Source organism: Mucilaginibacter sp. P4_D1 (assembly GCF_056401935.1).
Map to the genome: position 1 here is coordinate 20,683 of NZ_JBFUIJ010000009.1, position 16,310 is coordinate 36,992.

14 protein-coding genes are annotated in these 16,310 nt (G+C 44.4%); 8 read left to right on the forward strand and 6 right to left on the reverse strand.

Going from position 1 to position 16,310, the window contains the following annotated elements:
* The first annotated feature begins 129 nt into the window (after positions 1-129).
* From AC1DV1_RS10565 to AC1DV1_RS10595, 7 genes are all read left to right on the forward strand, one after another.
* Positions 130-2,367, forward strand: coding sequence for an FG-GAP-like repeat-containing protein (locus AC1DV1_RS10565; RefSeq protein ID WP_477358534.1), 2,238 nt, complete (start codon positions 130-132; stop codon positions 2,365-2,367).
* 101 nt (positions 2,368-2,468) lie between these two features.
* Positions 2,469-2,843, forward strand: coding sequence for a hypothetical protein (locus tag AC1DV1_RS10570; RefSeq protein WP_477358536.1), 375 nt, complete (start codon positions 2,469-2,471; stop codon positions 2,841-2,843).
* A 199-nt stretch (positions 2,844-3,042) separates the two neighbouring features.
* Positions 3,043-3,609 carry a dihydrofolate reductase family protein gene (locus tag AC1DV1_RS10575; protein ID WP_477358538.1) on the forward strand — a complete coding sequence of 189 codons (567 nt, stop codon included), beginning with the start codon at positions 3,043-3,045 and terminating at the stop codon, positions 3,607-3,609.
* 576 nt (positions 3,610-4,185) lie between these two features.
* On the forward strand, positions 4,186-5,760 hold the full coding sequence (locus AC1DV1_RS10580; protein WP_477358540.1) for an alpha-amylase family glycosyl hydrolase: 1,575 nt from the start codon (positions 4,186-4,188) through the stop codon (positions 5,758-5,760).
* Between the two features lie 78 nt (positions 5,761-5,838).
* On the forward strand, positions 5,839-6,963 hold the full coding sequence (locus AC1DV1_RS10585; RefSeq protein WP_477358542.1) for a ligase-associated DNA damage response exonuclease: 1,125 nt from the start codon (positions 5,839-5,841) through the stop codon (positions 6,961-6,963).
* A complete protein-coding gene (locus AC1DV1_RS10590) occupies positions 6,960-8,576 on the forward strand; it encodes an ATP-dependent DNA ligase (protein ID WP_477358544.1) in 1,617 nt (538 codons plus the stop codon). Before AC1DV1_RS10585 ends, AC1DV1_RS10590 begins: the two co-directional genes overlap by 4 nt.
* A gap of 369 nt (positions 8,577-8,945) precedes the next feature.
* A complete protein-coding gene (locus tag AC1DV1_RS10595) occupies positions 8,946-9,407 on the forward strand; it encodes a MaoC family dehydratase (RefSeq protein ID WP_147055302.1) in 462 nt (153 codons plus the stop codon).
* 272 nt (positions 9,408-9,679) lie between these two features.
* Here AC1DV1_RS10595 and AC1DV1_RS10600 read toward each other — a convergent pair whose 3' ends face one another.
* From AC1DV1_RS10600 to AC1DV1_RS10610, 3 genes are all read right to left on the reverse strand, one after another.
* Entirely contained in the window at positions 9,680-10,165 is a 486-nt protein-coding gene (locus AC1DV1_RS10600) for a cupin domain-containing protein (RefSeq protein ID WP_477358546.1), read from the reverse strand.
* A 67-nt stretch (positions 10,166-10,232) separates the two neighbouring features.
* Positions 10,233-10,943, reverse strand: a complete 711-nt coding sequence (locus tag AC1DV1_RS10605; RefSeq protein ID WP_477358548.1) for a LytR/AlgR family response regulator transcription factor — start codon at positions 10,941-10,943, stop codon at positions 10,233-10,235.
* Positions 10,940-11,956, reverse strand: a complete 1,017-nt coding sequence (locus AC1DV1_RS10610) for a sensor histidine kinase (RefSeq protein ID WP_477358550.1) — start codon at positions 11,954-11,956, stop codon at positions 10,940-10,942. The genes AC1DV1_RS10605 and AC1DV1_RS10610 overlap by 4 nt, the downstream gene beginning before the upstream one ends.
* 217 nt (positions 11,957-12,173) lie before the next feature.
* Here AC1DV1_RS10610 and AC1DV1_RS10615 point away from each other — a divergent pair, with 217 nt between their 5' ends.
* Entirely contained in the window at positions 12,174-13,286 is a 1,113-nt protein-coding gene (locus AC1DV1_RS10615) for a DUF2911 domain-containing protein (RefSeq protein ID WP_477358552.1), read from the forward strand.
* Between the two features lie 157 nt (positions 13,287-13,443).
* On the opposite strand, the gene AC1DV1_RS10620 is transcribed toward AC1DV1_RS10615, so the two are convergent.
* The 3 genes from AC1DV1_RS10620 to AC1DV1_RS10630 form a co-directional block, all read right to left on the reverse strand.
* A complete protein-coding gene (locus tag AC1DV1_RS10620) occupies positions 13,444-13,773 on the reverse strand; it encodes a DUF7716 domain-containing protein (RefSeq protein ID WP_477358554.1) in 330 nt (109 codons plus the stop codon).
* A 96-nt stretch (positions 13,774-13,869) separates the two neighbouring features.
* Positions 13,870-14,802, reverse strand: coding sequence for a YwqG family protein (locus tag AC1DV1_RS10625; protein WP_477358556.1), 933 nt, complete (start codon positions 14,800-14,802; stop codon positions 13,870-13,872).
* 207 nt (positions 14,803-15,009) lie between these two features.
* Positions 15,010-16,272 (reverse strand): IPT/TIG domain-containing protein, encoded by a 1,263-nt coding sequence (locus AC1DV1_RS10630; RefSeq protein WP_477358558.1) that lies wholly within the window; start codon positions 16,270-16,272, stop codon positions 15,010-15,012.
* Positions 16,273-16,310 lie beyond the last annotated feature (38 nt).

Genomic DNA, 16,310 nt, shown 5'->3' on the forward strand with positions numbered 1-16,310 from the left:
GGATTGGCATCCTGTTTGGCCGTGGCTTTACCGCGCCCAAACTTTACCAGCACGTATCAATACTTAATTTATTAAAAAGCAGGTGTTTGAAATAATACCGCTTTTAAGATAATATCATATTAGCCCAAAATGAAAATAAAAATAGCCGCAGCCCTAACGCTCATTGTAGCAATAGGCTTTACCATAATAGCATCCAGCCCAAAATCATCGCACCAGGAAATGATTGAGTTGCTGCAGCAATTGAATAAAAAAAACAACGACATGGCAAACCCATTTAACCCCGAAGTAAAGATTGCCTATTGCGATTCGTTGGTTAAAATACCGCCTAACGACCAGGACTCCCACCTTTTGTCGGTCCAGGCATCGCTATTGATTATGGCCGGACAGGAAGAAAAGGCTGTAAGTATTTATGAAAATATAATAAACAAGCTGGAGTTTATGCCATCAGACCGCCTGTTGTCTGAAGTGGGCATTGCTTATATGCGCCTTGGCGAGCGCAGTAATTGCATGCTCAACCATACAGGCTCGTCATGCATTTTTCCGATCAAAAATGATGGTGTACACAAACTTCAAACCGGTTCAAGGAAAGCCATTCAGGTTTATAAAACCATTTTAAAGGTGCATCCGGACGATATGGAATCAAGGTGGTTGCTCAACATTGCCTACATGACATTGGGCGAGTACCCGCAAAAGGTTCCAAAAAATGTGTTGATCCCTGGTTTGAATGCCGATAGCGTGGCCGGGCAAAAGCCATTTAAAGATATTGCCCAAAGCCTTGGCCTTAACGTTAATGGCCGGGCAGGCGGGGTTGCTGTTGACGATTTTAACAATGACGGCTACCTGGATATCATTACATCGGCCTGGGATTTGAGCGATCCGATGCACTATTTTGAAAACAATAAGGACGGTACATTTACCGATCGTACCGAATACAGCGGGCTTAAAGGGATAACCGGCGGCCTTAATATTCAGCAAACCGATTATAATAACGATGGCAATATCGATCTTTTTGTATTAAGGGGCGCCTGGCTTACCAAAGGTTATGGTAAACAGCCCAGCTCATTGCTGCGCAACAATGGCGATGGTACTTTTACCGATGTAACCATACCAAGCGGCCTGTTATATTACCATCCAACGCAAACAGCCACCTGGGCCGATTTTAATAACGACGGCTGGCTGGATGTTTTTGTTGGTACCGAAACATCGACACAGGATTTGGACAGTAATTCATCGGCATGCATGCTGTACATCAATAATCACGATGGTACATTCACCAACGTTACCAAAGAAGCACACTGTGATGTTATGTCATTTGTAAAGGGCGTTACATCTGCCGATTATGATAACGACGGCTACCCGGATATCTTTATTTCGACCATGACCGGCACCAAATACCTGCTCAGGAACAAAGGTATTAAAGGAGGCAAGGTTGATTTTGAAGACGTAACCCAAAAAGCAGGCTTTGCTCAAAATAAAGAACGAACCTTTACTACCTGGTTTTACGATTATGACAATGATGGCTGGCAGGATGTGCTGGTGAGCGATTATAACTTTAACCGCCCGCTGGCCTATTACAGTGCCGCGGCAGCTTTAGGTAAAGCCGTTCCGGATGCCGGGAACGTGTTTTTATACCACAACAATCACGATGGTACTTTTACCAATGTAACCCGCCAGGTTGGTTTAGATAAGGTGGTGTACAGCATGGGCGGCAACTTTGGCGATATTGATAATGATGGCTACCTGGATATGTATTTTGGAACAGGTAATCCCGATTTTCGGTCGTTGGTGCCCAATAAAATGTTCAGAAATGATGGCGGGAAAAAGTTTATCGATATCACTACGTCATCGCGACTGGGCAACCTGCAAAAGGGGCATGGTATTGCCTTTGCCGATTTAAGGAATACCGGCAACCAGGATATATTTGCCCAAATGGGCGGCGCCTACATTGGCGATTCGTACACCAGCTCGTTATACCTTAACCCACGCAACAACAATAATAACTGGATAAGCTTAAAACTTGATGGCGTAAAAGCCAATAAGGCAGCTATAGGGAGCCACATTAAACTTACATTTTCCGAAAACGGTGTAAAAAGAAGCGTTTATAAAGATGTAAACTCCGGCGGAAGCTTTGGATCATCGCCGTTACGACAGGAAATTGGCATTGGGCAGGCTAAAGTAATTGACGATATTGAAATAAAATGGGCGGGTAGCGGTACGGTTCAGCATTTTACAAATGTATCGCCAAACCAGTTTTTGAGGATAACTGAAGGCGTAGATCAATATAAAGTAACACAATTGGCTAAATTAACTTTTATTGATAAGCAGGATATGACAATGTGTATGCCTATGGCGGCAAAAACAAATTAAGTGGTAAATTTGTTTATAAATGTGTTAGTGGCTTATCTGTTTTTCAATAAAACCAGCTACATTTAAATAAAATAACGAACAATTTTAATCAAACCTAAAAGATGAAAAAATTACTTTTATTATGCTGCCTGTTTATTGGATTAACAACAGCAAGCTTTGCCCAGATGGCGGCCGGCAGCAAACCGGAAGAAAAAGCGATGGAATTGCAAAAAAAGTTAAAACTTACTGATCCGCAATGCAAAAAAGTTGCAGCAATTTATACTGAATCATCGGCCAAGTTTGACAAAATTAAAACTGAAACCAAAGGCGATAACACCAAAATGCTGGTTGCTATTGAGCCTTTGCGTACAGCAACGATAAAAAAAATTAAAGCTGTTTTAACCCCCGCTCAAAAATTAAAATATGATGACCTTGTAAAAAGTTCAAAAGCTTCAGGCGGCACAGGCTGGAGCGACGGTTGGAGCGCAAGCAAATAATAAACATTGAAAGCCTGATGAAGGTGATAACAAAAGGGGCTGCCTCAAAAAGGACAGCCCTTTTTTTGGGGCCAGTCCGAAAAACAGGAGCGAGACTTTTGTTGGGCTGAGCGCTTTGGTTTAGTAAACGTAACAGGTTTGGGCTGCTGATTAACAAGTTAACAACAGCCCGGTCATTTTAATCACAAATAACTCGTAGATGACGGGCGGCACATGTAAAATAACCATACATATGGTTTCAAGTCTGGATGGTTATATCGCCAAAAAAGACAATAGCGTTTCGTGGTTTGATACAGCTGACAGCTATGAGAATGGGGTGAATGTTACGGAGCAAGATGCCGCTGAATTTCTTAAGACCATAGACTGCTACATCATGGGTTCCAGTACGTATGAACACGCGTTGGAGCTTTCAAAATTATACGGGTGGGCTTACGGAGACGTGCCTACCATTGTATTAACCCACAGAAAACTGCCTGTTGACCGGCAAAACATTGAAACCTACTCGGGCGACCTGGACAAATTGGTGAACGAACGGCTAAAATCCAACTACCGGAATGTTTGGCTTGTAGGTGGTGCTAAACTGGCTAAAGATTTCATTCGTTTAAACTTAGCCGACGAAATAAGACAGTCAATTCTGCCCATTATCCTGGGCGACGGAGCTCCGTTTTTTGATCAGGTAGGGCAAGAACGCGCTTTACACCTAAAAAGCGTTACCGCCTACAAAAGCGGCATGGTGGAGCTATGTTACGAAATAAAGAAACAATAGTAGTTCCTGTTTTATGCAGGATCGGGAAGTTATTAAGGTCAAAGTTGAAAATTGGCTGTGGTTTTCGTCTGTCTGTACTTAATCTTCTTCAAAAGTTAAATTTTATGCTGATCCCCCGCCCGGATCATAATGYAATCCCTTTAAACAATAAAAGTCCCCTTGCACTCGCTGCTTGGGGACTTTAAACCTAAACCTTATCACTATTTGCAGGCAAGAACGCCCGCAAAGAAGATTAACGTTTAAATTATTAAAAATCGTATGCAGGCAGTAGCCTAATTGACATAAAAATGATAATTCTCATTAAAGCATTTTCCAATAAATTAATTTTCAGTTATTTACGTTTTCCTGTTTTGTTGAAGATTGAATCATAGCTTCCAGCCAGGAGTTTAAGCGGAAGAGAGATCAAAACAGCTGTAAAATGGTAAATAATGGAGGATATTATCCTTAAATAAAGCAGAGGGGAGTTGTAAAAACTATAAGGGCAATTTTTACAGATAAGATGTACCATTTTAAATGCTATTTATTCATTGTATATTGCTACTTGTTTCTGTTGTTTTACATGCCAGTTATAACACCATGAAAATAAAAATATCTATCGCTTTCGCGGGCTTGCTATGTATTGCCTTATCCTCATTTGCATTTCCTGCTAAGCAAAAAGGCGACGACGAAATTATTTATCACATTTTTGAGCGCAGCTTTTTTGACAGCAATGGCGATAATCATGGCGACCTGAATGGCATCCGTCAAAAGCTGGATTATTTGCAGGAGTTGGGTGTAACATCTATTTTATGCACGCCGCTTTATGAATCCATTTATTATCACAATTACTTTGCTATCGATTTTAAAAAGATAGATCCACGGTACGGCACGTTACAGGATTACCTGGCCCTGATAAGGGAGTTGCACAAACGGGGTATGAAGTTTTACATGGATATGGAAACGCAATATGTTACCGAAGATTCTGAATGGTGGAAAGGCGCTTTCGGCAACCCCAAATCGCCGTTTGCTGATTATATTTTGTGGGATGATAAGGAAAATAAAAAACCATCAACCATAGTGTACAACCTTACCGAACTAAAGGGCTATGATGGCGTAACCCATAAAATTACCACAGCTAATTTAAACAGCGCCAAATCAAAAGAATATAATTACCAGCTGTTTAGCTACTGGTTGGATCCGGATAAGGATGGCAAGTTTGATGATGGTGTGGATGGTTTCCGGTTAGATCATATGATGGATAACCTGGATAATAAAGGAACCTTGCCCCACTTGTTTGATACCTTCTGGAACCCGCTGTTAACCAAACTGCGGGCTATTAACCCCAAAATAAAAATTGTGGCCGAGCAGGCCAACTGGTTCGGCTTAGGATTGGATTACCTGCAAAAAGGCGGCGTTGACCGCGTATTTGGCTTACGGCTGGCATTTGCCATCCGCCTGTTCAGGAAAGATTTACTGATGGCCAACGCCGATTCGACCCTGGCCATGTTGCCGCCCGGGAAAGAGCAGGTAGTTTTTGTAGAGAACCATGACGTACCACGCTTTGCATCCGAAGTAAAAGGCAACCTGGCCAAGCTAAAAGTGGGCTGCGCCCTTAACCTGCTAATAGGCGGCGTACCAGCCATTTATTACGGGCAGGAGTTGGGCATGACCGGCACCAGCGCCAAATTTGGCGCTACCGATGCCAACGAAATTCCCGAGCGCCAGGCCTTTGAATGGTATGCATCGGGCCAGGGCCAGGGCATGGCCTATTGGTACAAGCAAACCGGCACTTATAAAGATGAGTTTAATGATGATAAACCTAACGATGGCATCTCGTTAGAAGAAGAACGAAAAGATCCCAACTCATTGTTCAATTACTACAAAGCGATGATCAGCCTGCGTAAATCAAACAGGGCAATTACCAAAGGCAGCTATAAAACATTAATAAACAATAACGACCAGGTATTTTCATTTATCAGGAAGGATGGCGATAAGGCAGTAATTGTGGTGGTCAATTTATCTGATAAAGATCAGGCGGCAACAGTAGATGCGCCTTATGCCCAGGGTAAAAAGATTGGCCAATTTATAGGGGAAGAGACTCCAACGGTTAAGGCGGGAAAGATGCCGGTAAGTCTGCCGGCATATGGTATCGCAGCCTGGACAGTGGAGTAGTATGGGCCGTAATCTGGCAGCCACATCAAGGTGGGCCGGCGGCAAACTTATTTTGGCCACAACGGTTTACTATTAACCATGGCGAAAAAACAACTCCTTGAATTTACAGATAGCGGCATTTACTGCCCGCAGGGCCGTTTTTATATTGACCCATGGAAACCGGTTGACGATGCCGTAATAACCCACGCCCATGCCGACCATGCCTACGTGGGGCATAAGCATTACCTTGCCCACCATTTATCTCGCGAGGTGTTGTTTTACAGGCTTGGCGAAATTCAACTACAAACGGTGGAGTATGGCGAAACGGTTATTAAAAACGGCGTTGCCATATCGCTATACCCGGCAGGGCATGTCATCGGTTCGGCGCAGATCAGGGTAGAGTACAAGGGCCAGGTCTGGGTGGTTTCGGGCGATTACAAGGTTGAAGATGATGGTATCTCCACACCCTTTGAGCCGGTGCGCTGCCACCACTTTATATCCGAATGTACGTTTGGCATGCCGGTATACACCTGGAAACCGCAGGTGCAGATTTTTGACGACATTAACAATTGGTGGCGCGGCAACCTGCATAACGGCGTGGCTACAGTTTTGGTTGGATACTCCCTTGGGAAGGCTCAGCGCATATTGCAAAACCTCGATTTATTTAACGGCACAGTTTATACACACGGCGTAATTGAAAACACCAACGAAGCCCTTCGGCGCAATGGTGTAATTTTAAATCCCACAGAACGCATCACCGCCGATTCGGTGAAAGAGGAGGTACGCAAAGGTATCATCATCGCCCCGCCATCATCGGTAGGTACGCCCTGGATGCGTAAGTTCCAGCCTTATAGTTTTGGGTATTGCTCGGGATGGATGGCCATCCGCGGTGCCAAACGCCGCCGCGCTGCCGACCGCGGATTTGTTTTGTCTGACCACGCCGATTGGAATGGCCTCATCAGTGCCATTGACGCTACCGGCTGCGAAAGTGTTTATTTAACCCACGGCTACACCGCCACTTTTGCAAGGTATTTGAACGGGATAGGATTTGATGCGCATGAGGTACATACCTTGTATGGAGGAGAAGAGGAAGCCTCACCCCAGCCCTCTCCAAAGGAGAGCGAGCTTGAAAATCAAGACGAGAGAAATAATATTGAACCTGCAAATAAAGTCCTCTCCTTTGGAGAGGATTTAGGTGAGGCTTTTGGGGGGCTTAGCTCATGAAAGCATTTGCCCAACTCTTTCTCTCGTTAGATGAAACCAACAAAACCGGCGAGAAGGTTAAGGTTTTAAAGGAATATTTTACTGCTGTGCCCGATACGGATAAAATGCACATGCTGGCGCTTTTTACAGGCCGGAAACCTAAGCGGCAAATTAACTCGACCCTGGTGCGCAACTGGGCTATTGAAGCCTCAAACATCCCGGCCTGGCTGTTTGAAGAAAGCTACCACGTAGTAGGCGACCTTGCCGAAACCATGGCCTTGCTAATGCCCCAAAGTAACCAAAGCAGCAGCAAAACGCTTACAGAATGGATAGCCGAGATAAACGCCCTTGGCAATAAGACCGAAGAACAGAAAAAGGAATGGCTGCTAAATTCCTGGGCTATGCTGGATAGCCAGGAGCGTTTTGTGTTTAACAAACTGCTAACAGGCAGCTTTAGGGTTGGCGTATCGCAAAATTTGGTTATCAAGGCGCTGGCCGATATCTCGGGGCTGGAAGCTGCCGTACTTACCCACCGTATTATGGGTAGCTGGATGCCCGAAACTTTACAGTTTGCCCAGTTGATGGAAGAACAGGACGCAGCGGCCAACATTTCCAGGCCGTACCCTTTTTTCCTGGCTTACCCGATACAGGAGACCTCCGAAAAACAAAAAACGCCTGATGAGGTTGGTGCCTCGCTTGGCCAGGCCGGTGACTGGCAGGCCGAGTGGAAATGGGATGGCATCCGTGCACAAATGATAAAACGGGGCGGCGAAATTTTTATCTGGAGCCGCGGCGAAGACCTGGCGACCGAAAAATTTCCCGAGTTGCATCCCTTCTTATATGCCCTGCCCGATGGTACGGTGATAGATGGCGAGATCCTGAGCTTTCAGAACGGTTTGCCTATGCCATTCAATGTGCTGCAAACCCGCATAGGGCGTAAAAACCTGAGCAAAAAAATATTGGAAGAGAGCCCCGTAGCGGTGATAGCTTATGATTGCCTGGAATATAACGGCGAGGACATCCGCCCGAAAACGCAAAGCGAAAGGCGGGTGATTTTAGAAACATTGCAGGCTGCAACGCCCTTTGCCGAATTGTTCCGGATTTCGGACTTAATCAAGTTTGATAGCTGGGAGCAGTTGGGCGCTATAAGGCAGCAGTCGCGCGCCATGATTGCCGAGGGCGTAATGCTAAAACGCAAAAGCGCCGCTTACCAGGTTGGCCGCCGTCGCGGCGACTGGTGGAAATGGAAAATTGATCCCCTTTCGGTAGATGCGGTGATGATTTACGCTCAAAAAGGACATGGCCGGCGGGCCGATTTATATACCGATTATACCTTTGCCGTTTGGGATGGCGATAAGCTGGTACCCTTTGCTAAAGCCTATTCGGGCCTTACCGATGCCGAGATTAATAAGGTTGATTATTTTATTAAACGCAACACCATCGAAAAATTTGGCCCCGTGCGTACGGTAAAGCCCGAGCTGGTGTTCGAAATAGGATTTGAAGGCATCAACAAATCAACCCGTCATAAATCAGGAATCGCGCTGCGTTTTCCACGGATATTGCGCTGGCGGCATGATAAACCTAAAGAAGAAGCCGATACACTGGAAAGTTTGAAAGCATTATTGGGTGACTAAGGCCCCTGTGACGCGCTTACACCCCAGGATAAACGCTAAATAGCTAATGGAATGAGCGAATAATCATTAAACGACGCCTTGTTTTTATTGGCTGATCGTGGTTAAATGATACAGCTACTGAAGGGAATGTATTGGCTGACAACAGGCACAATTATTTGGATGCGCCTAAATTGCGCGATCATTTTAGTGTTAACCATGATAAAATATAAAATATTGATTATCAAATATTTATAAGTATTTTATCTGAAGTGTGTTAAGTTATGTTAACCCAATTAGATGCGTTTGCCCTGTTTTACTCCCGAGATATAGAAATCAGGATTGTTAAATTTTTGTAACTTCGCCAACTTTTAATCAATAAACTGACCATCAATGTTAACCATCAATAACTTCGCTGAATTTGAAGCGCAAATAGGGAACGAGCTTGGCGTTTCGTCATGGTACAAAATTACCCAGGAACAGATCAACAAATTTGCCGATGCTACATTAGACCACCAATGGATTCACACCGATCCGGAAAGGGCTAAAACCGAAAGCCAGTTTGGCGCAACTATAGCTCATGGCTACCTTACCCTATCGCTTGTGCCTTATTTATGGAAAGAGATTGTGAAAGTTGAAAACCTGAAGATGGAGATTAATTATGGCATTGAAAACTTCCGTTTTGGACAAGCCGTACTGGTTGATTCGGAAGTGCGCTTAAAAGTAAAACTTGGCGGCCTGGTAAACCTGCGCGGCCCAATTAAAGCCACCATGATAACCACCCTGGAAATTAAAGATCAAAAGAAACCAGCCTTTACCGGCGAGATAGTTTTTGTATACCACTTCAACGCGTAGTAAGCACCTATTACTTAAAAGTGCTGGGTGTACATATCTTCTAGAGTAACGCTATTGCCAATAAATTGATTGTCATTTCGACGAATTGGGGGGGGGCTTGAGCGACGGCGTGAGGAGAAATCTTTTACATCTGGTTTGGATGCGGGGCGTTCAGGATTTCTCTTTCGCGCTCCCCACACCTCCACGCATGCTCTATCGAAATGACATTTTCTTTTATTGAAAGCATGTGGACACTAATTCAATCAGGCGCAGTATGTTCCTTTACAATAAAGCTACCGGCAAAGCCTGGTTATCAAGTCGGCATATTGTGGATAACCCAGGCATAGCGCATCCCTTTCGGCCATTTCAAATTCGCTAAAATCAAATCCGGGAGCAACGGCGCAACTGGCCAGGCAGAATCCTTGTTTGGATGGAATTTCGGCCGCGAACCATAAACCCGCCGGGATCACTACGGATAGACTGCCTGTTTCGAAGTCAGAAAGCTCGATGCTTTGGAGTATCCCCGCGTTGTCAAATACATGGATATGCAATGGGGAGCCCTTGTGAAAATACCATATCTCGTCGGACTTTAGCCTGTGGAAACCTGAATAATCGTTTCCCTCCAACAGGTAATAAATAGAAGTTATCGCTTGCTTTAGCTTGTCGCTATGAGTTGGCCTGACTTCAATCTCCGACCGGAAAACTTCTTTATAAAAACCACCCTCGGGATGGGGTTGCAGGTTTAGTTTATTGATCCAGTATGCGGTGTTGTTTTCCATTAAGCTACAAGGTTTTCTGTCGATAAATATCGGCAAAGCTATAGATAATAGTTGTCAGGAATCCGCTTTAAAATAACCGCCGCTGTATCACACCCATAAAAGCATCTTTAAATTTCTCGCTGATGGGGATTTGCTTACCGGCTATGTAAATGTGGTTATCCATTATTTTATTAAGCTGACGGGTGTTTACAATATAAGAGTTGTGCACGCGTACAAATGGCGGCGAAAGCTGCTCGTCAATATCTTTAATGCGACGGTAAATCAGCAATTGTTCGGTACTGGTTACCAGGCGTACGTACTCTTTTTGTCCTTCAAAATACTGAATATCGTCCAGCAGGATCTTGCGCAGTTCCTTGCCCGATTTTACAAAAAAGTATTCGTTGCCAACGACGGGCGGTGTTTTTTCGCTGGCCTGGTTTTTTGTAAAATAAGCCTCGATTTTTAACTGGGCGGCCAAAAAACGTTCGAGCGTTATGGGCTTCAACAAATAATCGATGGTTTGGAAGGTATAACTTTCGGCAGCATACTGCGAGTAGGCGGTGGTGAAAACAATTTTGGTATCCTTCGATAACAGGCCGGCCAGTTCCATACCGGTAAGCTGTGGCATATTAATATCCAGGAAAATAAAATCGGCCTTTTGTTCCTTTAAAAACGCCATAGCTTCCAATGCATCGTAGCATTTGGCCAGCAGCGCCCATTTGGTGTACTGGCCAACCATCATTTCCAGCAGCTTAACCGCGTTTGGCTCGTCGTCGATAATTATGCAGCTTAAATTCATGCCAGTGGAATTTTTAAAAAGGCTGTAAACATTTCTTCGCTATCGCTGATGGTGAGTTCAAATTTATTGCCGTATAACAGCTCAAGCCGTTTGCGCAAATTCTGGACCCCGAAACCGCCGGAGGTATCAGCTTTTTGATTAAAAATACGGTTTTTGGTTTCAAATATAAGGTAACGGCCCTGCTGTACCAGTGCCAGTTCAATTTTATTGTCGATGCTGGCCTTATCAATGCCGTGCTTAAAAATATTTTCAACAAAGGTCATGAGCAGCATAGGTGGTATTTGCAGGTGCGGGCTGCAATCCTGTATAAAGCTGATGCTTATTTCGTGCCTGATCCTGATTTTTTCAAGCGCGATGTAATTCTCCAAAAACTGGATCTCGGTATTGATGGATACTTCGTCTTTAGGGCTTTCATCCACAAAATAGCGCATAATGTTAGATAGCTGCTCTACCAGTTTGGCGGTGCGGGGCGAATCGACATAAGCCTCGTAATAAATATTATTGAGGGTATTGAACAGGAAATGAGGCTGCACCTGCGATTTAAGCAGGTTTAGCTCGGCCTGGCTTTTTTGCACCAGTATTTTTTCTGATTGTTGTTTAATTTCGAAGTAGGCCAGCGCTATTCTGAAAATAAAGCTGAGCAGATAGGTCATGAAACCGGCCACCACAAAATTGAGCATCATGCTAAAAGTCATCTTCTCCGGGTGGCTGGCAAAAAACGTGTTGTACGAGTACATGATTAAAAAGCCACGCGCCACACCACCAATAACCAGTAACAGCACCACATAAATTACATACTGTACACGGTGGCCTTTTTCATAAAAGCGGGGGTACAAAAATTTAATATTGCCATAAATAACCAGCAGGTAAAACGCCACACTAATCACCGTAAAAACGCTGGCATGGTTAAACCCATCAACCGGCAGTATCGAAAAAAAGATGATAAAAAACACCGCTATCCATATCACCCATTGCAGGCGTGTAAGCGTGGGCATGTTTTTAATGAAATTCATTTTTAAATGTACAAAGCTTTTTGTTTTGGGCAGATGATTTTCAACCAAAAGGCCCCATTATTCAACCAATTACTTGCGTGCTCATATTGCGGCAGTTGAGATATTAAGGGCAAGCATTAAAAATAACGGGGCAAGGGTTGAAATCATTTGCCCTTGTTGTTAATAAAACCAAGCTTTAATTATTCAATTTTTCAACCGCACCTTTAAAGCTTATACAATGAAAAAATTACTGATTGCCGCCCTTATGGCGGTTGTTATCCAGTTTACTTTTACCGGCGTTACCCACGCCCAGCTGCTCACATCAACCCCAAGCGGCGGCAATAAAAAAGCATCCGTTACCGAAATGATAGGCATTACCGATGTAACCATTAACTACAGCCGCCCGCATGTGAATAAGCGCGACGGACATATTTGGGGTGAGCTTGTTTACAACGGCTATGCCGACCTGGGTTTTGGCACATCAAAAGCAGCCCCATGGCGGGCCGGGGCCAACGAGAACACCACCATCGAATTTTCAACCGATGTAAAGGTAGAGGGCCAGCCTTTAGCTGCCGGGAAGTATGGCTTTTTTATTGCCTACGGCGCCGATGAGAGTACGCTGATATTTTCAAAAAACGCTACCTCGTGGGGCAGTTTTTTTTATAACCAGGCCGAGGATGTGTTACGCGTAAAAGTAAAGCCAGTACCTGCGACCGCCAGCGTGGAGTGGCTTAAATATGAGTTTGCCGACCAAACCCCAACCAGCGCCGTAATTCAGCTACAATGGGAAAAATTGATAATTCCGTTTAAAGTTGATGTTGACCTGCCTGCCACACAGCTTGCCGTATTCAGGAAAGAACTGCGTACCAACAAAGGCTTTAACTGGGAAAGCTGGGAACAGGCCGCCGCCTTTTGCGCTCAAAATAAAGCCAACCTGGAAGAGGGCCTGCTATGGGCCGATACCGCAACCAGTGTAAACTTTGGCGGCAACCAGGTATTCCAGACCTGGAAAACCAAAGCAGCAATATTGAGCGATTTGGGTCGCAGCGCCGAAGCAACTGCCACCATGAAAACTGCCCTGCCTTTTGCCGACGTTAACGACCTTTATTTTTACGGCAAAAGTCTTATTGCCGAAAACAAAGGCCAGGAAGCACTTGAAGTATTTAAGCTGGACTACCAAAAGCACCCCGACGAGTTTTTAACCAACACCGGTATGGCCCGCGGGTATATGGCCGTAGGCGATAACAAAAAAGCCTTGCCCTACGCCCTGAAAGCCCAAAAGCAGGTAGTTGGCAAAATAAATAAAGATACTATTGATAAAATGGTAGCCACGTTGCAGGCGGCGAAGTAGGGGCTGTCAGCATCAGAATTTTCAGAATTTGGGAATTGGCAGAATGAAAAATGTTGCCTCCGTTTAAGGAATATCAGCTGTCATTCTCAAATTCTGATTCGGCTAAATGCTTTTGGTAATTGGATCATTGATGCCGCTTTCGACTGGGTACACTGGCCTAATGATCCTCATTGCCTGATGCAGGCATATAAGCGTCTCTTTCTGCGTAAAATATTACCGCATCGATAATATCCTTTGAACCCTGCCGCTTACCAGATGTTCGTGTATTCCATACATCAATCACCTCTTTTACCAGTTCCACTTCGAGGAAATATGGAATGTCGTCCATTTTGGACGGAACTTCTTCGCCGTCTTCAAAAAAATAAATATCGGTTTTGGACAGAGGTCCCCAATTGAGCTTTTGATCAACAAACAAAACCGCCAAATCGTCAAATTCATATATGTTATGAATGATATTTGCTAATGTACCGGTTGTAATGAATTTCATGATGGCAATTTATAATTTGTTCCTTCGCCCTTGTTGGTCTTCCTCCACACAATTTGTTGGAGTTATATCTGAGACAATTCCAACATGGCACCGGTATTAATGACATTGCAAAATAAACCAGGCTTTGTCGAATCTTTTTTCCTTAAGGTCCTGCTTTTTTATCCAGTAATAAAGGCGGCCTGCGTCACCCCACATCATACCGGTTTTGTCGTCTTCCGATCCTATTTGCAATAATAATATCCAATCGTTTATGCCATTTTCAAGTTCTGCTCTTTTTGGGTCTTCATATCCTGTGGAGTTGCCGCAATATAGGCCGTTGGTTACCAGCTGGCATTCCAATTCCATTGGGTTTTGCACATTGTTGGCGTATCCAAATATTTGGTTATCAACGCCACTTGCAACTTCGGCGTAGTTGTCAAAATCATCATCGCTGATCGTATTGTGAATCACTTTCTCTCTCCAGCGGGGAATACTCAAACTTTTTTCAGCCGTGATAATGTTAGGGTTAAACTGCGATTCTTCGGGTAGGTCGGCTGGGAATTGTCGGCGTTTCAGGTCGGTTGTTGGGTTAAAGTAAATAACCTTAAATCGTTGCTCATCCTTTGGGTCAAATCCCCACACGGCCTGATCGGCACAATAAAAAAAAGCAATAACGCCCTCCGCCGGCAACAACCCCGACTCATCAAGGCCCACAAAATCGCGGCAATTTAATTGGGCGATAAACGACATTGGCTTTCCCTCTTCGGTTATGGGCCACATAACAGATTCGGGCAAATCGGGCTGTCCGCCAACTTTCGACTGCCCGGCTGTTAACTCATTTTCGTTAACGGGCGACAAACTTAAATCTATCCTTGGCCTTACGTGAGGGATAATTGCAGGTAAGTACTGCGTTAAACCGAACGCTTTAAAGCAATGGCCGACATCTGCCAGCGTTTTCAGGCTCCCATTCATGGCATAGCCAATGTTAACCTGGGTTCCATATTTGTCTTTTACCTTATGCCATTTAAAAAGATTTCTGATTATCCCCATAATTTACCTGTTATTAAACGCCTAATTGATCATTTGAAAATGAATTGTGATTGACCGATTATATATAAAATTACATTTTTTTTGTTTTTTTAGCCAGTCATCGGTGTTATCACCACGCCACAGGTTGGCCCAACAGCATCTGTGTTATATAGTACCACCCAAACCATATGTAATACAAATTTGGGGTGGTACTATAAAACACCTGCTTCAATTAAAAGTAACCTTGCTTATTTTATGTACTCCGGAGTTAACTATATACAGATTTCCGGCGGCATCAAAGGCAAGGCCTAAAGGGCGGTTGGTAGTAGCTGTGCCGAGTGCTCCGTTAACAATGCCGCTGGTGGTATTGCCCGAAATGAGAGTAATAACCTGCCCCAATTTATTGAGCATCCTTATCCTGTAAAGGTGGTTTTCGAAATCGGCATCACTAAAAAATATATTCCCGTCCGCATCTGATACCAACGACTGCGGGCCGAACATTTGCGCATTTGTACCCTCTCCGTCGGTAAGGCCGAATATGCCGTTACCAATAACCGTGCTAACCACACCCTCAGACGTAATTTTACGGATCCGGTAATGATCGGAATCAACTACATATAAATTACCTGATGGGTCGGCAGTTTCGCGGGTCAGATAACCAAATTTGGCTGCGCTGCCTATACCATCAACATATCCCCGCTCACCGGTTTTGGTACCGGCAAGGGTGGTAACAACTCCGGTAGATGTAATTTTACGGATACTACCAACACCCAGGAAATACAAGTTTCCCGCTGCATCTTTAGCTAAGTCCAGCGAACTGGTACCAAATTTTGCATCGGCACCTGTGCCATCCGCTATTCCGGCGCTGGGGTTGCTGCCTGCTAAAACAGATACAGTTTTTTCGGGTGTTACTTTCACTACTGTAGTCTGAATCGGGATGTACAAAGTACCCTGCGCATCCGTGGCAAAGCCTGTAAAACCGTCCGTAGGCGTATAATATACTGGTTGGGCATTTGGCTGTATTTCATAAATTTTCTTGCCGTCGCCACCAAACATGCGGCCCGTACCATCAAACTTTATCTGGTCGATGTCAAGAGCGCCAAACGATGCATAATCGCTCATTACCCCCGAGGTTACCGTAAAGTTTGTTGCCGAGGCCGCTTTTTTTCCGTTGCTAAGTAATTCAATTTTGCCGGTAGCCGCCGTTGCCGGTACCGTTACTACTATTTGGGTTGCGGTTACCGAATTAATTTTGGCCGTAACGCCATTAAATGTAACTGTGTTATTAGCCGCAACAGTATTAAAGTTTGTTCCGGTAATAGTTACAACTGCATTGAGCAAAGCTTTTGCCGGCGCAAACGCGGTTATAGTAACCGGTATTTGGGGTTCTACCACGGGCTTTGGCGATTTTGAGCAGGATATGATTAAAATTGAAAAAGCAGAGATGAAAGCGAGGGTTAAATTTGCTTTAACCGGATAAAAATTACGCATATATAAATTATGATGGGTTTAGACCTCAAATATATTAT